This is a genomic window from Pseudomonas sp. MF6755 (genome assembly GCF_016405635.1).
GTDB lineage: Bacteria > Pseudomonadota > Gammaproteobacteria > Pseudomonadales > Pseudomonadaceae > Aquipseudomonas > Aquipseudomonas haemolytica.
Genome location: NZ_JAEKDA010000006.1, coordinates 134,509 through 152,756, shown reverse-complemented (window position 1 = coordinate 152,756; position 18,248 = coordinate 134,509). Strand labels below are relative to the sequence as shown.

The 18,248-nt window shown below is 61.2% G+C and carries 15 protein-coding genes; 4 read left to right on the top strand and 11 right to left on the bottom strand.

What is annotated here, in order from left to right; genetic code table 11:
* The first annotated feature begins 56 nt into the window (after nt 1–56).
* A complete protein-coding gene (lpxC, locus tag JFT66_RS09460) occupies nt 57–968 on the top strand; it encodes a UDP-3-O-acyl-N-acetylglucosamine deacetylase (RefSeq protein ID WP_003171886.1) in 912 nt (303 codons plus the stop codon).
* A gap of 98 nt (nt 969–1,066) precedes the next feature.
* Here lpxC and JFT66_RS09455 read toward each other — a convergent pair whose 3' ends face one another.
* The 6 genes from JFT66_RS09455 to JFT66_RS09430 all read right to left on the bottom strand — a co-directional run bounded on the left by JFT66_RS09455 (nt 1,067) and on the right by JFT66_RS09430 (nt 10,609).
* Nucleotides 1,067–2,557 (bottom strand): sensor domain-containing diguanylate cyclase, encoded by a 1,491-nt coding sequence (locus JFT66_RS09455; protein WP_198859171.1) that lies wholly within the window; start codon nt 2,555–2,557, stop codon nt 1,067–1,069.
* A gap of 170 nt (nt 2,558–2,727) precedes the next feature.
* The gene (locus tag JFT66_RS09450) at nt 2,728–4,050 is read right to left on the bottom strand and encodes an OprD family porin (RefSeq protein ID WP_162524912.1); all 1,323 of its coding nucleotides are present in this window, start codon (nt 4,048–4,050) and stop codon (nt 2,728–2,730) included.
* A 261-nt stretch (nt 4,051–4,311) separates the two neighbouring features.
* Nucleotides 4,312–5,676, bottom strand: coding sequence for a heavy metal sensor histidine kinase (locus JFT66_RS09445; protein ID WP_198859170.1), 1,365 nt, complete (start codon nt 5,674–5,676; stop codon nt 4,312–4,314).
* Nucleotides 5,666–6,343: a heavy metal response regulator transcription factor gene (locus JFT66_RS09440; protein ID WP_034118182.1), complete on the bottom strand. Its 678-nt coding sequence runs from the start codon at nt 6,341–6,343 to the stop codon at nt 5,666–5,668. The genes JFT66_RS09445 and JFT66_RS09440 overlap by 11 nt, the downstream gene beginning before the upstream one ends.
* 7 nt (nt 6,344–6,350) lie before the next feature.
* Complete coding sequence (locus JFT66_RS09435) at nt 6,351–9,446, bottom strand: multidrug efflux RND transporter permease subunit (protein WP_198859169.1); 3,096 nt, start codon at nt 9,444–9,446, stop codon at nt 6,351–6,353.
* Nucleotides 9,443–10,609: an efflux RND transporter periplasmic adaptor subunit gene (locus JFT66_RS09430; protein WP_153838864.1), complete on the bottom strand. Its 1,167-nt coding sequence runs from the start codon at nt 10,607–10,609 to the stop codon at nt 9,443–9,445. The genes JFT66_RS09435 and JFT66_RS09430 overlap by 4 nt, the downstream gene beginning before the upstream one ends.
* A gap of 216 nt (nt 10,610–10,825) precedes the next feature.
* Between JFT66_RS09430 and JFT66_RS09425 the strand changes: the two genes are divergently transcribed.
* The 3 genes from JFT66_RS09425 (at nt 10,826) to JFT66_RS09415 (ending at nt 13,686) form a co-directional block, all read left to right on the top strand.
* Nucleotides 10,826–11,059 (top strand): hypothetical protein, encoded by a 234-nt coding sequence (locus JFT66_RS09425; RefSeq protein ID WP_034118185.1) that lies wholly within the window; start codon nt 10,826–10,828, stop codon nt 11,057–11,059.
* A gap of 162 nt (nt 11,060–11,221) precedes the next feature.
* The gene (locus JFT66_RS09420) at nt 11,222–12,004 is read left to right on the top strand and encodes a transporter substrate-binding domain-containing protein (protein WP_198859168.1); all 783 of its coding nucleotides are present in this window, start codon (nt 11,222–11,224) and stop codon (nt 12,002–12,004) included.
* 107 nt (nt 12,005–12,111) lie between these two features.
* On the top strand, nt 12,112–13,686 hold the full coding sequence (locus JFT66_RS09415; RefSeq protein ID WP_198859167.1) for a methyl-accepting chemotaxis protein: 1,575 nt from the start codon (nt 12,112–12,114) through the stop codon (nt 13,684–13,686).
* A 26-nt stretch (nt 13,687–13,712) separates the two neighbouring features.
* Here the strand turns inward: JFT66_RS09415 and JFT66_RS09410 are convergent, their stop codons facing one another.
* The 5 genes from JFT66_RS09410 to JFT66_RS09390 all read right to left on the bottom strand — a co-directional run bounded on the left by JFT66_RS09410 (nt 13,713) and on the right by JFT66_RS09390 (nt 18,200).
* Nucleotides 13,713–14,456, bottom strand: a complete 744-nt coding sequence (locus JFT66_RS09410; RefSeq protein ID WP_198859166.1) for a YkgJ family cysteine cluster protein — start codon at nt 14,454–14,456, stop codon at nt 13,713–13,715.
* 108 nt (nt 14,457–14,564) lie between these two features.
* A complete protein-coding gene (locus JFT66_RS09405) occupies nt 14,565–15,047 on the bottom strand; it encodes a GNAT family N-acetyltransferase (protein ID WP_153838861.1) in 483 nt (160 codons plus the stop codon).
* 3 nt (nt 15,048–15,050) lie between these two features.
* Nucleotides 15,051–15,953, bottom strand: a complete 903-nt coding sequence (locus tag JFT66_RS09400; RefSeq protein WP_198859165.1) for a chemotaxis protein CheV — start codon at nt 15,951–15,953, stop codon at nt 15,051–15,053.
* A 194-nt stretch (nt 15,954–16,147) separates the two neighbouring features.
* Nucleotides 16,148–17,122 (bottom strand): 2-hydroxyacid dehydrogenase, encoded by a 975-nt coding sequence (locus JFT66_RS09395; RefSeq protein ID WP_153870218.1) that lies wholly within the window; start codon nt 17,120–17,122, stop codon nt 16,148–16,150.
* 109 nt (nt 17,123–17,231) lie between these two features.
* The gene (locus tag JFT66_RS09390; protein ID WP_034118192.1) at nt 17,232–18,200 is read right to left on the bottom strand and encodes a LysR family transcriptional regulator; all 969 of its coding nucleotides are present in this window, start codon (nt 18,198–18,200) and stop codon (nt 17,232–17,234) included.
* Between the last annotated feature and the right edge of the window lie 48 nt (nt 18,201–18,248).

Genomic DNA, 18,248 nt, shown 5'->3' with positions numbered 1-18,248 from the left:
TTATCGCCAGCCTTTGTTGATACCAGTTCGCAATTTGCGCTGAAGCGGTCCAAGCCATGATTAAACAACGCACCCTGAAGAATATTATTCGTGCCACAGGTGTAGGTCTGCACTCCGGGGAGAAGGTATACCTGACCCTCAAGCCTGCACCTGTCGACACCGGCATCGTGTTTGTGCGTGCCGACCTGGACCCTGTGGTGCAGATTCCTGCTCGCGCGGAAAACGTTGGCGAAACCACTATGTCGACCACATTGGTCAACGGTGACGTCAAAGTGGACACGGTGGAGCACTTGCTCTCGGCCATGGCTGGCCTGGGCATCGATAACGCCTACGTCGAGCTCTCCGCGTCCGAAGTCCCGATCATGGATGGCAGCGCTGGTCCCTTCGTATTCTTGATTCAATCTGCCGGCCTGGAAGAACAGGACGCAGCCAAGAAGTTCATTCGCATTCTGCGGGAAGTGACAGTAGAAGACGGCGACAAGCGCGCCACCTTCGTCCCGTTCGAAGGCTTTAAAGTGAGCTTTGAGATCGATTTCGATCACCCGGTATTCCGTGACCGCACCCAAAGTGCAAGCGTGGATTTTTCCAGCACTTCGTTCGTAAAAGAAGTCAGCCGCGCCCGTACCTTTGGTTTCATGAGTGACATCGAGTACCTGCGCAAGCACAACCTCGCACTCGGCGGCAGCGTTGAAAACGCCATTGTGGTCGACGCGGATGGTGTACTGAACGAAGACGGCCTTCGCTATGAAGACGAGTTCGTGAAGCACAAGATCCTCGATGCAATCGGTGACCTCTACCTGCTGGGCAATAGCCTGATAGGCGAGTTCAAAGGCTTCAAGTCGGGCCACGCCCTTAACAACCAGCTGCTGCGCAAGTTGATTGAGCAGACAGACGCTTGGGAAGTCGTGACCTTCGAAGATGCCAGCACCGCACCGATCTCTTACATGCGTCCCGTTGCGGCGGTGTAAGTAACAACTCTCTTTCTTTAGTTTTGAAAGGCTGCCTTCGGGTGGCCTTTTTTTATGGGCGATGAGTAGCTAAATGTGGGCGCGCGCTTGCTCGCACACTAGATCTGTTCAGCATCCACGATCCGGTTGCGCCCCCTGTTCTTGGCCTCATACAACGCCTGGTCAGCCTTGAGCAGCAAACCCTCAAGGGTCATACGGCTGCGTTTGTGCCAGGTGCTCATGCCGATGCTTACGGTAATCGGCTGTGCGTCCCCGCCTACCCGCGGCAAGTGTTGAACGCCCTCGCGGATATGCTCGGCGATCACCCAGGCGCCCTTGGCGTCGGTGTGGGGCAGCACCACGGCGAACTCTTCACCTCCATAGCGTGCCGCCAGGTCGGCTGGGCGCCGGATATTGCTGTCGATCACTTGCGCCACCGTACGCAGTGCATCATCGCCGCCCTGGTGGCCATGGCGGTCGTTGAAGGCTTTGAAGTGGTCCACGTCGATCATCAGCACCGTCAGCGGCTCGGTTGAGCGTTGTGCCCGGTCCCATTCCAGGCGCAGGCGTTCGTCCAGGGTACGGCGGTTAGCCAGGCCGGTGAGGGCATCTGTTGCTGCCAGTTCTGACAGCATCTGCTCAACGCCATGGCGACGACGCAGCTCCACACACAATGCCCAGGTCAGCCACAGCAGGCCCACGCACAGCACGCCCGTTGCGATACTCACTAACCATGCCGCACGCCGCCAGGGTGCGAATACCTCATCGCTGGACAACGCCACCGCGACGATCAGCGGCAAGTTACCCACATTGGAGAAACTGTAGAGCCGTGCCTGGCGGTCGACACTGGAGATGCTCTGGAAGCTGCCATCGCGCTCGCGCAGCATGCGTGCCACGTTGGGGCGCTGGCTCATGTCCTTGTCGATCATACCCACTTCAAGCAACGGCTCCTGCGCCAACAGGATGCCTTGATGGTTGATCAGGTTGATGGTGCTGTTGCTGCCGATATTCAGGCTGCTGAACAATTGGTGGAAGTACGACAGGCGCATGGACGCGGCGGCCACACCCAGGAAGCGCCCGTCCGGTGACGACACGCGGCGGCTGAATGCGATACGCCATGGGTCATCGCACACACAGCGGGCCATGAACGGGCGACTGATGTACAACCCAGCATCGGGATTGCTGCGGTGCACCTGAAAGTAGTCCCGATCGGCGAAGTTCACCATCTTCGGTGTGAGCACAGAGGAGTCGGCAATCACCTCGCCGGTCGGGTCCAGCAGCAGGATATCGCCCTTGTAGGGCGCGGCGGCAGAGCGGTCGAATAGCACCAGATGGCGGATGCCCTCTGATACGTCCTGCAGGTCAGTGCGCTCGGTGGCGGTGATCAGGCCTTTGAGGGCCATGTCATAGAGCTCGACGTTACGCAGCACGTCGGCGTCGATCAATTGCGTGATGGTGTTGGCGGTGCGCTTGGCCGCCTGCAAGGTATTGGCATGTTCACGAATCAGCAGTGCAGTGACGATGCCCACGATCAGCAACACCGTGAGCGCGCTGCCCAGGATCAGCAAGCGCTCCGGGCGGCGGTTGGGGCGAACGAGGCTTGGACTCATCGGAGGTACTTCTGCTTTGAGGATGCCAATAGCTTAGTAGCAACTCCGGAATAGGGCGCAGAACCAAAATGTGGGAGGGGCCTTGCTCCCGATAGCTGAGTGTCAGTCAATAATATGTCGACTGACCCACCGCTATCGGGAGCAATCCCCCTCCCACATTTGGAACGTTGTCAGAACACGTTGATCGGATAGTCCACGATCACGCGGTACTCATCCACATCCCGATCCACCGCCGAGTAGCCATTGCCACCACGGTTGGTTGCCCATTGCAGGCGTACGGCCAGGTCCTTGGCCTTGCCGCCCTGCACCACATACTTGAGGTCAATATCCCGTTCCCAGTGCTTGGCGTCTTTGCCATCGGCGCTGTACCAACTGCTGTAGCCGCGGCTGTTGGGGTCGACCTTGGTCAGGTCGGTCTTGCCGCTGATGTACGACACGGCGGACGTCAGGCCAGGCACGCCGAGGCCGGCGAAGTCGTAAGCGTACTTGAGCTTCCATGAGCGCTCGTTGGGGCCGTTGAAGTCCGAGTACTGCTGGGAGTTGTCCAGGTAAATGCTGTCGCCCTGGGCGATGTAGTCGAACGGGGTGTTGCCGTTGACCCGCTGGTAGGTGGCAGTGACGCTGTGGTTGCCCACGCCTACGGTGAAATGCAGGCTGTAGGTGTTGTTGTCGATATCACCCAGCAAAGATTGGCCGGTGTCCTGGGTGTGGTAGTAGTGCAGGCCGGGGGTCAGGCTGATCAGGTCATTCAGCGCGTAGGTATATTCCAGGTCGTAGTAATACTGGTGCCATACATCCTTGAGCTCAGAGGCGTACAGGTTGCTGGTCAGCCCTGGGATATCGCTGAATGATACGCCGGCCCAGTCCAGGTGCTGGCTGTCGGTGTTGGTGGGCAATGCGCCGTAGCTGGTGCCGATGCGCCGATGGCCGCTCTGGTTATAGAGCTTGGTGAAGCTGGCCTGGCCGCCTTCGATCATCCAACCGTCGAAACTGTGGTTAGTCACGCTCACGCCACGGAAGGTCTGCGGCAACATGCGGGTCATGCCGCCGGCAATCACCGGGTTATTGAGGAACAGGTCGCCGGCCTTCAGTTCGGTATCGAAGGCGCGCATTTTCAAGGTGCCACCGGCGGTGGAGAACGAACCGGGTGCCTTGCCGTTGCCGCTGCCGTAGGGAAGGATGCTGGAGCCGTCAGTGCCGCCACCGCCATCGAGCTTGAGGCCGAGCATGGCATTGAGGTCCAGGCCGAAGCCGACGGTGCCTTGGGTGTAGCCGGATTCAAAGGTGCCGATAAAGCCCTGGCCCCATTCCTTGCTGTCATCGGTGTGAATGTCGCGACGGTCGCGGTTCATGTAGTAGTTGCGAGTGTTGATCGTGAGGTGGGAGCCTTCGACGAAACCGTCTGTGGAGGAGGTGTCTGCCGCCTGGGCAAGAGGGGCGATCGTTGCGGCAATCGCGAGGAATAGCGGGGTGAACGTCAGCGAGGTCTTCACCGGTGGAGCTCCTTTGGTCAATCAAGAACGGCCAGTGTCGTGGGGGTGTGCCCGGCCTTTATTTACGGCAAAAAAAAGCCGCTGAAGTCAGCGGCTTTAAGACAGATTCCCAGTGTAGAGCCCTGGAAAAAAGTCGAGGGAAATTCGGGTAAGCGGGTCAGCTGCCTTTGCCGTCGCGCTCATCGATGCGTCAAATTAACGCAGGCGAGCGGTGCGATACAGAGTGTAACAAGATAATAACTATTGCCCAAATCGCAACAGTCAGACCGGCAGGGTGATGCCGAAGGTATTACCGCCGCCTTCACTGCGTACAAACACATCCCCGCCATGCATCAACGCAATCGCCTTGACGATGGCCAGCCCCAGCCCGTGATTCGCCCCGCTGTTGCTGCGCGATGCATCCACCCGATAGAAGCGTTCGAACAAGCGTGGCAAGTGTTCGCTGGCAATCGCTCGCCCGGGGTTGGTCACGCCAATCGCTACCTGTTGCTCCTGTATTTCGATATGCACGTCGATAACCTGCCCGGGCGCGGTGTGTTGTACGGCGTTGCTCAGCAGGTTGATCAGCGCACGGCGCAGGTGGGCCTTTTCGATCTGTACCAGGGCGTCGCCGTGCACCCGCACCTCGACCTGGGCGTCTTCGAGGATGAAATCCAGATAGTCGAGGGTGGTTGCCACTTCATCGGCCAGGGAGCTTTCGATCAGCTTGGTGGCCTTGCTGCCCTGGTCGGCGCTGGCGAGGAACAGCATGTCATTGATGATCGAGCGCAGTCGCTCCAGCTCTTCCAGATTCGATTGCAGCACCTCGAAATACTGCTCCGCCGAACGGCCACGGGTGAGGGCTACCTGGGTCTGGCCGATCAGGTTGGTCAGCGGCGAGCGCAGCTCATGGGCGACGTCGGCGTTGAACGATTCCAGGCGCGAGTAAGCCTGTTCAACGCGGTCGAGGGTGGCGTTGAACGAGTTGACGAACTGACTCAATTCCGGCGGCAGTGGCGACAACTGCAGGCGCCCGGAGAGTTTGGGCGGCGCAAGTTTTTGCGCTTCATCCGAGAGTTTGCCCAGGGGCTTGAGGCCGATACGCGCGACCCAGAACCCCAGCAACGCCGCCAGCACCACACCGACCAGCGCCAGGCTGACCAACGCCATCAGCAAGTGGTGCTGGGTGGCGCGGAAGTTTTCGGTGTCGATGGCGATCATAAAGCGCAGTGCCGGGCGCTGGTCCTTGGCTGGAAACTGGCTGACCAGCACCTTGAACGGGTAATCGTGGCCGGGCAGGCGCAGGTCGCGCTTGCCCGTCGAGCCTTCAGCGAAGGCGCGAATCTTGGCGTCCGGCTCGCCGTACTCGTAGCTCGGGTCGCTGCTGACCACCCAGAAGCGGATGCGCTTGTCTTCTTCTCCCAGCAGCTTGAGCTTGGCCTTGATCTTGACCCAATGGTCCGGCGTGCCGAAGCGATTGACCGATGATTCCAGCACGCTGTAGCGCGCATCCAGTTCGGCCCCCGGCAACAGCCCCAAGCCGCGGTCCACCTGCTGGTACAGTGCGCCGCCGATCAATACGAAGATCAGCAGCGCCACCAGGGTGAACATGCTGCTCAGGCGCAGGGCGATGGAATTAGTCGACACTACGGCTCTCCAGCACGTAGCCCATGCCGCGAATAGTGTGCAGCAGCTTATGTTCGAACGGCCCGTCGAGCTTGGCGCGCAGGCGCTTGATCGCCACTTCCACCACGTTGGCATCGCTGTCGAAGTTGATGTCCCAGACCATCTCGGCAATGGCGGTCTTGGACAGGATCTCACCCTGGCGCCGTGCCAATACGCTGAGCAGCGAAAACTCCTTGGCCGTCAGGTCCAGGCGCTGGCCGTTGCGGCTGGCCTTGCGGCTGATCAGGTCGATCCACAGGTCGGCGACCGTCACCTGTACCGGTTCGTGGCCGCCGCTGCGCCGGGTCAGGGCTTGCAGGCGTGCCACCAGTTCCAGGAACGAAAAGGGCTTCCCCAAGTAATCATCGGCACCTTCGCGCAGGCCGCGTATGCGGTCTTCCACGCGTTCGCGGGCGGTGAGCATGATCACCGGCGTCTGCTTGCGGGCGCGCAAGGCCCGCAACACGCCGAAGCCATCCAGGCCGGGGAGCATCACGTCGAGCACGATCACCGCGTAATCGTTCTCCAGCGCCAGGTGCAAACCTTCGACGCCTTCGCGTGCCACATCGACGGTGTAGCCTTGCTCCGTCAGGCCGCGGTGCAGGTAGTCCGCGGTTTTTTCTTCATCTTCAATAATCAGGACGCGCATGACCGCCTCAGTGTGTGGTCGCCAGCGCTCGCGCTGGTTTGGGCCTGTGGAAAAGCCGTTCAAGGTACAAGTATATGACCGGAGTGGTGAACAGCGTCAGCGCCTGGCTCACCAGCAAGCCACCGACCACCGCGATGCCCAGTGGCTGGCGCAACTCCGCACCCGGGCCCGAGCCCAGCATCAACGGCACCGCACCGAGCAGCGCGGCGAGGGTGGTCATGATGATTGGCCGGAACCGCGTGACACAGGCTTCATAGATCGCATCCTCCGGCGGCAGCCCGCGCACGCGTTGGGCTTCCAGGGCGAAGTCGATCATCAGGATGCCGTTCTTCTTCACAATGCCGATCAGCAGCACCAGGCCGATCAAGGCCATGATCGAAAAATCCTGGCCCAGCAGCCACAGCATGATCAGCGCACCGAGCCCCGCCGAGGGCAAGGTGGAAATGATCGTCAGCGGGTGCACGAAACTCTCATACAGCACACCCAGGATAATGTAGACCGCCACCAGCGCCGCGAGGATCAGCCACGGCTGACTGGCCAGCGAACTCTGGAACGCCTGTGCCGCGCCCTGGAAGTTGCCGATGAGGGTACTCGGCATGCCGATTTCGTTCTTGGCCTGGTTGAGCATGATCACTGCATCGCCCAGGGCCACGCCGGGCGCCAGGTTGAACGACAGGTTGGCGGCGGGGAACATGCCGTCATGGCTGATGGACAACGGCCCTACGGTGGGCGGGTCGACCTTGGCCAGTGCCGAGAGGGGCACCATCTCGTTGGTCAGCGGCGAGCGCAGGTAGAAATAATTGAGGCTTTCGGCCTTGCCGCGCTGTTGGCTGTCCAGTTCGAGTATCACTTGGTATTGGTTGATCTCGGTCTGGAACTCGTTGATCTGGCGCTGGCCGAAGGCGTCGTACAGCGCCTGGTCGACATCGGTGGCGGTCAGGCCGAAGCGGGCGGCGGCCTGGCGGTCGATGCTGATGTGGGTGATGCTGCCGCCCAGTTGCAGGTCGTTGGACAGGTCGCGAAACGCCGGGTTGGCGCGCAGTTTTTCGGTGAGGCGTTGGGTCCAGGTATTGAGCGTCGGGCCGTCGTTGCTCTTGAGCACGTATTGATACTGAGCGCGGCTGGGGCCGGAGCTCAAGTTGATGTCCTGGCCGGCGCGCAGGTACAGCACGATACCCGGCACCTTGGCCAGTTGCGGGCGGAGGCGGTCGATGAACTGGCTGGCGGACACGTCACGATCACCACGGTCTTTCAGGGCGATCCAGAAGCGCCCGTTGGCGATGGTCTGGTTGCTGCCGGTGACGCCCACCGAATGGGAAAAGGCTTGCACCGCCGGGTCGGCCTTGACGATCTCGGCCAGGGCCTTGTGCTTGGCGACCATGTCCGGGTACGACACATCGGCCGCCGCTTCGCTGGTGCCGAGCACAAAACCGGTGTCCTGGACCGGAAAGAAACCCTTGGGGATAAACACGTAGCCGACCACGGCCAGGGCCAGGGTCACCACGAAGATCGCGGCCATGCTGCGTTGGTGCGCCAGCGCGCGGCGCAGGTTGCGTGCATAGCCGGCCAACAGGCGTTCGCTGAAGGTGGGCTTGGCGTGGGCATGGTGGGTCGGCGCACGCATGAACAAGGCGGCCAGGGTCGGTGCCAATGTCAGCGAGACCACCACTGAAATCAGGATGGTCGAGGTGGCCGTCAGCGCGAACTCCTTGAACAACCGCCCGACCACGCCGCCCATGAACAGCAGCGGAATAAACGCCGCCACCAGCGAGAAGCTGATGGACACCACGGTAAAGCCAATTTCACCGGAACCCTTGATCGCGGCTTCGCGCTTGCCGAGGCCGGCCTCCAGGTGCCGGTGAATGTTCTCCACCACCACAATCGCATCGTCCACCACAAAGCCCACGGCAATCACGATGGCCACCAGGGTCAGGTTGTTCAGGCTGAACCCCATCACGTACATGAAGGCGAAACTGGCCACCAACGATACACCGAGCACGGCAGACACAATCAGCGTCGCCGACAGCTGGCGCAGGAACAGCGCCATGACCGCCACCACCAGCAGGATAGCGATCAGCAGGGTCATTTCCACTTCATGCAGGGAGGCGCGGATGGTCTTGGTGCGGTCGGTCAATACACTGACCTGCACCGAGGCCGGCAACATGCCTTCCAGGCGCGGCAGTTCGGCCTGGATGCGGTCGACGGTCTCGACGATGTTGGCGCCGGGCTGGCGTGAAATAACCAGGTTGACCCCAGGCGTGTCGCCGGACCAGGCTTGTATGTAGGCGTTTTCCGAACCATTGATGACTTTGGCGATATCGCGCAGTTGAACCGGCGCACCGTCCCTGTAGGAAACGATTAACTGGCCGTATTCCTCCGGGTGAAACAGTTGGTCGTTGGTCGACAGGGTCGACACGCTGTTCTCGCCATAAATCGCGCCCTTGGCCAGGTTCAGGCTCGACTGCTGAATGGCCAGGCGGATATCGGCGAGGGTCAGGCCGATGGCCGCGAGTTTGTCGGGGGACGCCTGCACGCGAATCGCCGGGCGCTGCTGGCCGGTGATGTTGATCTGGCCGACACCGTCGATCTGGCTGATCTGACGCGCTAGCAGGGTTTCCACGTAGTCGCTCAGCTCGGTGCTGGGCATGCTGGCGGAGCTGACGCTGAGGATCAGCACCGGGCTGTCCGCCGGGTTGACCTTCCTCCAGGTCGGCAAACTGGGCATATCGCTGGGCAGCTTGCCGGACGCGGTATTGATCGCGGCCTGGACCTCCTGGGCGGCGGTGTCGATGCTTTTTTCCAGGGTGAATTGCAGGGTTAAAAGGCTGGAGCCCAAGGCGCTGCTGGAGGTCATCTGAGTCATGCCGGGGATGGCACTGAATTGCACCTCCAGAGGCGTGGCCACCGATGAAGCCATGGTGTCCGGGCTGGCGCCGGGCAGTTGCGCGGTGACCTGGATTGTCGGGAATTCCGCTTCCGGCAGTGGCGCGACAGCCAGGCGTGGGAAGGCAATGACCCCTAGCAGCACCAAGGCGAACGTCAGCAGCAGGGTGGCGACCGGGTGATCAACGCACCAGGCCGAGGGCGAACGGCTGCCGCTCATGGTTGCACCTTGGTGTCAGCGGTCTGGATCACTTGTGGCGGCTCCTTGAGCACCTCCACCTGCGCGCCGGCCTTGAGCCGCGACTGCCCGTCGCTGACCAGCACATCCCCGGCCTGCACGCCTTTGATGATGTTGATCTCGCTGTTCTGGTAGGCGACCTGCACCGGCACCACCTCCACCTTGTCACCCATCACCCGGTACACGAAGTGCGCGTCCAGGCCGCGTTGCACCACGGTCGGCGGTACCACCAGAGCGTTCCTGTCGAGGGCCGTCTGGATCTTGATCGTCACCAGTTGCCCTGGCCACAGCTTTTGCGATGGGTTGTTGAACTCGGCCTTGGCCCGTAGCGTACCGGTGGTAGAGCTGATCTGGTTGTCGATCAGGCTCAAGTGGCCCTCGCCGAGCAGGTCGCCGGTCTGGCCGTTGGTATCGGCGCCCAGGTAGGCGTCGACACTGGCTTGGATGGGTGCGGCGATCAAGCCCTGCAGGGTTGGCAGCATCTGCTGCGGCAAGGAGAACTCGACGGCAATCGGGTCGATCTGGGTGACTGAAAACAGCCCCTGGGTGTCGCTCATGCGTAGGAAGTTGCCTTCATCCACGCTGCGAATACCCACGCGGCCGCTGACCGGGGAGCGAATCTGGGTATAGGAAAGTTGTACCTGAGCAGCGTCTATCGCGGCCTGGTTACCTTGTGCAGTGGCCTTGAGCTGGTTGACCAGCGCCTGTTGCTGGTCATAGGTCTGCTTCGACACGCCGTCGTCGATGCTCAGCTCTTTGTAGCGCTTGAGGTTGACCAGTGCCACTTGCAGTTGCGCCTGGCTCTCGCCCAATTGCGCCTTGGCCTGGTCAAGGCTGGCCCGGATAGAGCGGTCGTCGATGGTCGCCAGCAGGTCACCGGCTTTTACCCATTGGCCTTCCTTGACCAACAGTTTGGTGAGAATGCCGTCGATCTGCGGGCGAATCACCACACTGTGCAACGACAACACCGAGCCGATGCCGCTGACAAATCGTGGAACATCCTGTTGCACCACACTCACCACCCGCACCGGAATCGCGGTAGGCGCTGCGAGGCGGGTCTTGACCGGTCGGGTCAACGCCCAGGCTGCAACGGCCAGTACCAAGAGGACGCCCACCATCAGGGCCGTGATTCGTTTTATTTGCATAGAAGGGCGCCGGGGGCGCAGTTGCAAGTTTTAAGCTGCAAGCTGCAAGTTGAAGAGTGTGTAAATGCCTTTAGCTCTGTAACCCGGTCAGCACGGTGACGGCAAACTGACAGCCGTGACAGCTAGGCGCTTTAACTTGCAGCTTGAAGCTCGCCGCTTGCCGCTCCACCCCCGTATACTCGCGGTTTTACACCTACAGCTGCGCCGGAGCCTCCTATGAATTCCCCGACCCAACCCTCTGTTGACGCGGCCGACCTTGTCGAATCGGCCACTGCCGACGGCGTTGAAAAAGCCGAGATCCCGGCGTTCAAGTTCCCTTTCAAGCCGGGTGAGCTGGGCGGGGCCAAGAACGCCAGCCAGCCTTGGTATAAAGGCGGCGCCAAGAACGGCCATACCAAGACGCCGGGCATGGCACCACCGGGCACACGCCGTTCGATGGGTAAACGCTGAGATTAAATCAGCGTTCGAGTTATAGGCTATTGCCTACGTCGCCCGTCGAGATTTCTACTTGTAGGTCCGTGACCGATTCTTGAAAGCTTGCACAGCGTTTGCTCTGTCCCGATGACGCCCATCGGGGCGTAGCGAGTCAGCTTTCCGGAAAAGGACATTCCCGTGCCCCTGATACACCTCTGTGCAGTGCTTGCTCTCTTGCTGTCGGCGACTGCCGTCGTCGCGGATGATCAACCGCGGCGTGAAATCCGTTTCGCCGTTGCCGCACATTTCCCGCCCTTTCAAAGTCGCAATCCGCAGGGACAACTGGTGGGGTTGAATATCGAACTGGGCAACGCCCTGTGCGAGCAACTCAGCGTACGCTGTATTTGGGTTGACCAAGTCGTCATGGAAAACTTCCAGGCCCTCGAAGCCAGGCAATTTGATGCAATCATGGGCATCGCGCCGACATGTCGTCGGCGACAGCGGGTGAATTTCACCGATGACCTCTACCCGATTACAACCCGCCTGGTGGCGCGTAAGACATCAGGCCTGACGCCTACCCGGCGGTCGCTCAAGGGCAAGCGTGTGGGCGTGTTGGTCAGGAGCAATCGTGAAGCCTTTGCCCTGTCGCAGTGGGCGCCGTCGGGTGTGATCATCAGGAGTTTCTGGCTCAACGACCAACTGGTCCAGAGCCTGCTCGCGGGCGAGATCGATGCGACCCTGCAAGGCGCCGTGGAGGTGCGTGAGGCTTTGCTCGACAAGGAAGCCGGCATGGACTTCGATTTCGTCGGCCCCCCCGTATCATCCGACCTGTTGGGCAACAGCGTGGCGATCGCGGTGCGCAAGCTCGATACCGCGCTGCGTAACGAACTCAACTACGCGCTTGAGCAACTGATGCACAATGGCGAATACCAGCGCATCCTCAAGCCCTATCGTCTTGACCTATTGTCTTCCAGTCCATGATGGCTAATTAATTGCGCGGAATATGAGCTAGATCAATCTTTGCCCGATGAGTGCGCTTAGAGTCGACGCCCTGCCGACTCCTCCAATAATCACGAGCGCGCCTATCCATGAAGATCAATCTGCCGGTCACCGGTCGGAATGTGGACGTTGCCCCGGACGCCAACATCCTCTCGACCACCGACCTGACCAGCGCGATTACCTACGCCAACCAGGACTTCATCGACATCAGTGGCTACAGCCGCGAAGAACTGCTCGGCTCGCCGCACAACCTGCTGCGCCATCCCGACATGCCACCCGCTGCTTTCGCGCATATGTGGCAGACCCTCAAACGGGGTCGCTCGTGGATGGGCATGGTGAAAAACCGCTGTAAGAACGGCGACCATTATTGGGTTAGCGCATATGCCACGCCGGTGACGCGGGACGGGGTCACAGTGGAGTTCCAGTCTGTGCGCACCAAACCTGATGCGCGCAGGATCGCAACGGCGGAGCACATGTATGCGCGGCTACGCTCGGGTAAACGTCAGCGTTGGTCTGTGTTCGGCATGGGCGTGAAAGTATCGGCCTGGGTCACCGTCAGCTGCGCAGTCGCCTGGGCCTTGGGCCTGGGCCTGGCCACGTGGTCGCTGGCCTGGCAACTGCTGGCGCTTGTGGGCGGGTGTGCGGTGGGTGTGGTCGGTACGCGCGCGATCATGCAGCCATTGGCGCGGTTGAATCAGCGGGCGCGGGCGCTTGCCGATAACCCGTTGAGCCAGATGATCTACACCGGGCGCGGTGACGAGTGCGGGCAGATCGAATTCGCCCTGCAAATGCTCGAAGCCCAGGTGAGCGCGGTGGTCGGTCGCATTGGCGACGCATCCCAGCGCTTGTCGGGGCATGCCGCACAGTTGGTCGAACATCTGCACAACAGCCACGCCAGCATGCTTGGCCAGCAGGCCCAGACCGATCAGGTAGCGGCGGCCATACATCAAATGGCGGCCAGCGTGGCCGAGGTCGCCAGCCACGCACTTGAGGCATCCAAGGCAGCGGATCAGGCTGGTGGTGAAACTCACGAAGGCCATCAGCGCGTCGATCAAAGCCGCGACGCAGTGTTGCGTTTGTCCCAGGAATTGGCGCGCGCCACCGAAGTGATTCAGCAGTTGGAGCACCACAGCGGCGAAATCAGCGGCGTACTGGAAGTGATTCGCACGATTGCCGAGCAGACCAACCTGTTGGCACTCAACGCCGCCATCGAAGCGGCGCGAGCGGGTGAGCAAGGGCGAGGCTTTGCCGTCGTCGCCGATGAAGTGCGAGGCCTGGCGCAGCGCACCCAGCAATCGACCAACGAAATCCAACGCATGATCAGCACCCTGCAAGGCGGTGCCCGTGATGCGGTGCAGGCCATGGCCCACAGCAGCGAGCACGTTGAAGCCAGCGTCGAGCAGGCGCAACAGGCTGCGCTGGCACTGGACGGCATCAGCCGGCGCGTCACCCAGATTACCGCCATGAGCCAGCAGATCGCGGCGGCGGTGGAAGAGCAGAGCGCAGTGAGTGAGGACATCAACCGCAATATCGTCGGTATCCGCAATGCCGGCGAGGCCACCGTCAGCGCCGGGCAGCAGAGCGAGCTCAGCTCAGGGGGCGTAGCGTCGCTGGCTGAGGATTTGCGTCAGTTGGCGCAGGAGTTTTGGCGCAGACGACGCTGACTGTCAGGCCGCCACGGGAGCAGCAGCTAAGCCGCCCTCAGCGAGATAAATGCATAGTTGGTCGCCACCTCGGTGACGATCTGCGCCCCGGCGTCCAGCAGTTGTTCGGCGATGTCCATCCCGGACACATGAAACACCCATTCACTGGCCATGGTGGGCTGTTCAGTCGCCCGCTCAATGGCTTGGGCAAACGCCTGCATATCCGGCAGGTATGCGGTAAAGCCGTCGCCCTTGAGCGCTGTAGTACGAATGCCGAGCCACGCGCACACCGCTTCCTTGGCCTGAACATCATCACGGTCGGCCTGGCGTGAACGGCGGATCAGCTCAGCCAGTTCCTGATCCATCAGTTCGCCACCGACGATCAGCGCCGGGCCCTGTTCCCAGGATTCCGGTGGGCAGTCCTTGGTGCTCGGGTTCAGCGGGATATGCGGATTGATCTCCATCGGGTAGATCCGGCACACCAGTGGCCGCCGCTCATAGATGCGGCAGAGGTTGTCTTCGTCAAGATTCCGGCAGCGCCCGGCGTTATAGGCGGCAAAGGTAATTGCCACAAACGCCTGGGTATTGCCGCTGGGCACGACCACCGAACGGCGCTCGGCGTGTTCACGTTGTTGCGCAGGCAAGCCCAGGCCATTGCCGAGAAAACCCTCGACCAGGACGATAACGTTACCACCGTCGGCCGCCCAACTCCGGGCTTCTTCGAGAGTCAGCGGGACGTGATGGTCGCTGCAGCATTTGCCGCAACCTACGCAAGAAAACTGAGTGTTCATGGCGGATCTGTCACTAGGCAAGGTCAGAGGGGACGCTTGAGGGGTGACGGGTTTTTACCTCTATCCACCGCTCGGGCTCTCTGAAAGCAAGTTATGCGCCAGTGATGGTCAGCCCTTGGGCACTATGTCTCGTAGGACAAATCTCATTCCCGCACTTTCATACAGTTGCCGGGCCCGCAGGTTGCTCTCCAGCACCTTGAGGTCCACATAGGGTTCGCCGCGCTGCTTGAACACCTGGAAGCTGTGCAGCAATAAGGCGCGCCCAAGCCCCTGGCCTTGGGCGCAAGGGTGTACGGCAAGGTTCTTGATAAAGGCACTGGTCCAGCATTGGGCCACTGCGAGGATACCGTCGGCGTTGCTGGCCACCAGGCACAGTGTCGGGTCGCACTCGGCATCGCTCACGAACTGCCGGCGCCAGTCATCCAGGCTGGCGACACGGCCACCGCCCTGATCCTGGGTCATGCGCAGCACGGCGTGGATCGCCGGGGCCAGTTCATCACGGTAATGATCCAGCCGAGTATCCGCCGGCCACTGCGGGGCGGGCAGGCTGCCCGTGAGGTCGCGACGCAGCAGCTGGAAATAGTCGGCCAACGCTTACAGGCCCTTTTGCGCCACGGTTTGTGCGGCGATTACCAGGCACTTGGTCAATTCTGGGGAGGAGAACTTGGTCAGCACCGCATCGGCACCGGCCAGGCGTGCTTTCTCGCTGTTCATCGCGCTGTCCAGAGAGGTGTGCAACAGCACATAGAGGTCCTTGAAGTCCGGAGTTTCGCGCAGGGTGCGGGTGAGAGCGTAGCCGTCCATCTCGGACATTTCGATATCCGACACCACCACGTTGATCTGCTCGCCGGTGCCTTGCAGCTCCAGCAATACATCGATGGCTTCCCTGGCACTGCGGGCGGTGTGGCAGGTCAGGCCGAGGTTGCGCAGGGTGTGTACCGATTGCTGCAGGGCCACCTGGCTGTCGTCCACTACCAGGATGCGAGCGTTGCCGAGCACTTCGGCTTCTTCCATGGTCAGGTCGGTCGGCGCCACTTCAATCGGCGCCGGGGCGATGCCGTGAATGACTTTCTCGATATCCAGCACTTGCACCAGGCCACCTTCCACCTGGGTCACCCCCGTGATAAACGCACGGTTGCCGCCAGAGCCGTAGGGTGGCGGGCGAATATCGGTGGTCAGGCAATGCACGATCTTGCTCACCGCCTGCACATGCAGGCCCTGCTTGGAACGGCTGACATCGGTAACGATCAGGCAGCCACCGTCCGGGTCCTGCAGGGGCATTTCGCCCAGGGCGCGGCTCAGGTCGATCACCGCCAGCGAAGCACCGCGCAAGGTGGCGATGCCTTTGACGTGGGGGTGCGACTCCGGCAGCTTGGTCAGCGGCGGGCAGGGAATGATCTCACTGACTTTCAGCAGGTTGATGGCCATCAGCTTGCCGCTGCGCAAGGTAAAGAGCAGAAGCGAGAGTGAGTCTGCGCGGGCTTTGGTGGTGGACATAAAAACCTTCTGTGGATCAGGGATGATGATCTATGGAAGGTTATCGACTTGGGCGCGCCAGGCTTTAACCGGATTTTGTGTCGGGCTGGATCAGTGTGGGAGTGGGCTTGCTCCCGATTGCGGAGTGTCAGGCAATAGATTCTTCACTGATACACCGCTATCGGGAGCAAGCCCCCTCCCACATGGATTAGGTGTCAGCCTTTCCACACCTGAGGGTTCACCAGATCCTGCGGGCGCTGGCCCAGCAGGGCGGCGCGCAGGTTGTCCAGGGCGCGGTTGGCCATGGCTTCACGGGTTTCATTCGTTGCCGAACCGATATGCGGCAGGGTCACGGCATTGCTCAGCTGGAACAGCGGCGAATCGCTCAGCGGTTCCTTTTCATACACATCCAGGCCGGCGCCACGAATACGCTGGGTTTGCAGGGCTTCGACCAGCGCCGGTTCATCCACCACCGGCCCACGGGAAATATTGATCAGGATCGCGCTGGGCTTCATCAGGCCCAATTCGCGGGTGCTGATCAGGTGGCGGGTCTTGTCGCTCAACGGCACCACCAGGCAGACGAAGTCCGCCTCGGCCAGCAACTGGTCGAGGCTGCGAAACTGCGCGCCCAGCTCTTGTTCCAGCGCGCTCTTGCGACTGTTGCCGCTGTAAAGGATTGGCATATTGAAGCCCAGGCGCCCACGTCGAGCCACGGCCGCGCCGATATTGCCCATGCCGACGATGCCCAGGGTCTTGCCGTGCACATCGCAGCCAAACAGCGGTGCGCCGACGCTGGCTTTCCATTGGCCGGCCTTGGTCCAGGCGTCCAGTTCGGCCACCCGGCGCGCGCTGCTCATCAGCAAGGCGAAGGCCAGGTCGGCGGTGCTTTCGGTGAGCACGTCAGGGGTGTTGGTGAGCATGATCCCGCGCTCGTTGAAGTACGGCACGTCATAGTTGTCGTAGCCCACCGACACGCTGGACACCACTTGCAGCTTGCTCGCGCCTTCAAGCTGTTCACGGCCCAGCTTGCGACCTACGCCGATCAGGCCGTGAGCGTGGGGCAGGGCTTCGTTGAATTGCGCGTTGATGTCACCCAGCTTGGGGTTGGGCGTGATCACTTCGAAATCCTGTTGCAGGCGTTCGATCATGGGCGCGGTGATACGGCTGAAGGCCAGGACAGTCTTTTTCATTGCAGGCGGGCTCATCGGCTACGGGAGAATGCCAAGCACGCTAACATTCCTGGTTACAGTTGTCAGGACACCGCCCCTCCCATATTTAATCTCTATCGTTTGGTAAGACTCAGTTCGCCATCCGCACGCCACCCAAGCCTCCGCTCAACTCATACGCCACCAACTCCGCCTGGTGCGCGGCCAGAATCTCCGGCAACGAACCACGCAGGTATTCCACCCAGGTCTTGATCTTCGCATCCAGGTATTGGCGCGAGGGGTAGATGGCGTACAGGTTCAACTCCTGGGAACGGTAGGTCGGCATCACTCGCACCAGTGTGCCGTTGCGCAGCCCTTCGATGGCGGCGTACACCGGCAACAGGCCGACGCCCATGCCGCTGGTGATCGCGGTTTTCATGGCGTCGGCCGAGTTGACGAGGAATGGCGAGCTATTGATCGACACGCTTTCCTGACCTTCAGGGCCGTTGAAGGTCCATTTGTCCAGTTGGATCACCGGGCTGACCAGGCGCAGGCACGCATGGTTGAGCAAATCCTGGGGCCGTTGTGCGCAGCCTTTGGCCTTGACGTATTCCGGTGAGGCGCAGGCGATGCTGTAGGTGATGCCCAGGCGCTGGGATACGAACCCTGAATCCGGCAGTTCGCTGGCCAGCACGATGGAGACGTCGTAGCCCTCGTCGAGCAGGTCCGGCACGCGGTTGGCCAGGGTCAGGTCGAAGGTCACGTCGGGGTGCGTGCGGCGGTAACGGGCAATTGCGTCGATGACGAAGTGCTGGCCGATGCCGGTCATGGTGTGCACTTTCAACTGCCCGGCGGGGCGGGCGTGGGCGTCGCTGGCTTCGGCCTCGGCTTCTTCCACATAGGCGAGGATCTGCTCGCAGCGCAACAAATAGCGCTTGCCGGCTTCGGTCAGCGCGATGCGCCGGGTGGTGCGGTTGAGCAAGCGGGTTTGCAGGTGGGCCTCAAGGTTGGAGACCGCGCGCGAGACATTGGCCGTGGTGGTGTCCAGTTGCACGGCGGCGGCGGTGAAGCTGCCGGCTTCAGCCACGCAACTGAAGGCGCGCATGTTTTGCAAAGTGTCCATGGAGTGTTCTCAAGGGAGATAACAAATTGTGACAGAAAGTTACGCCGT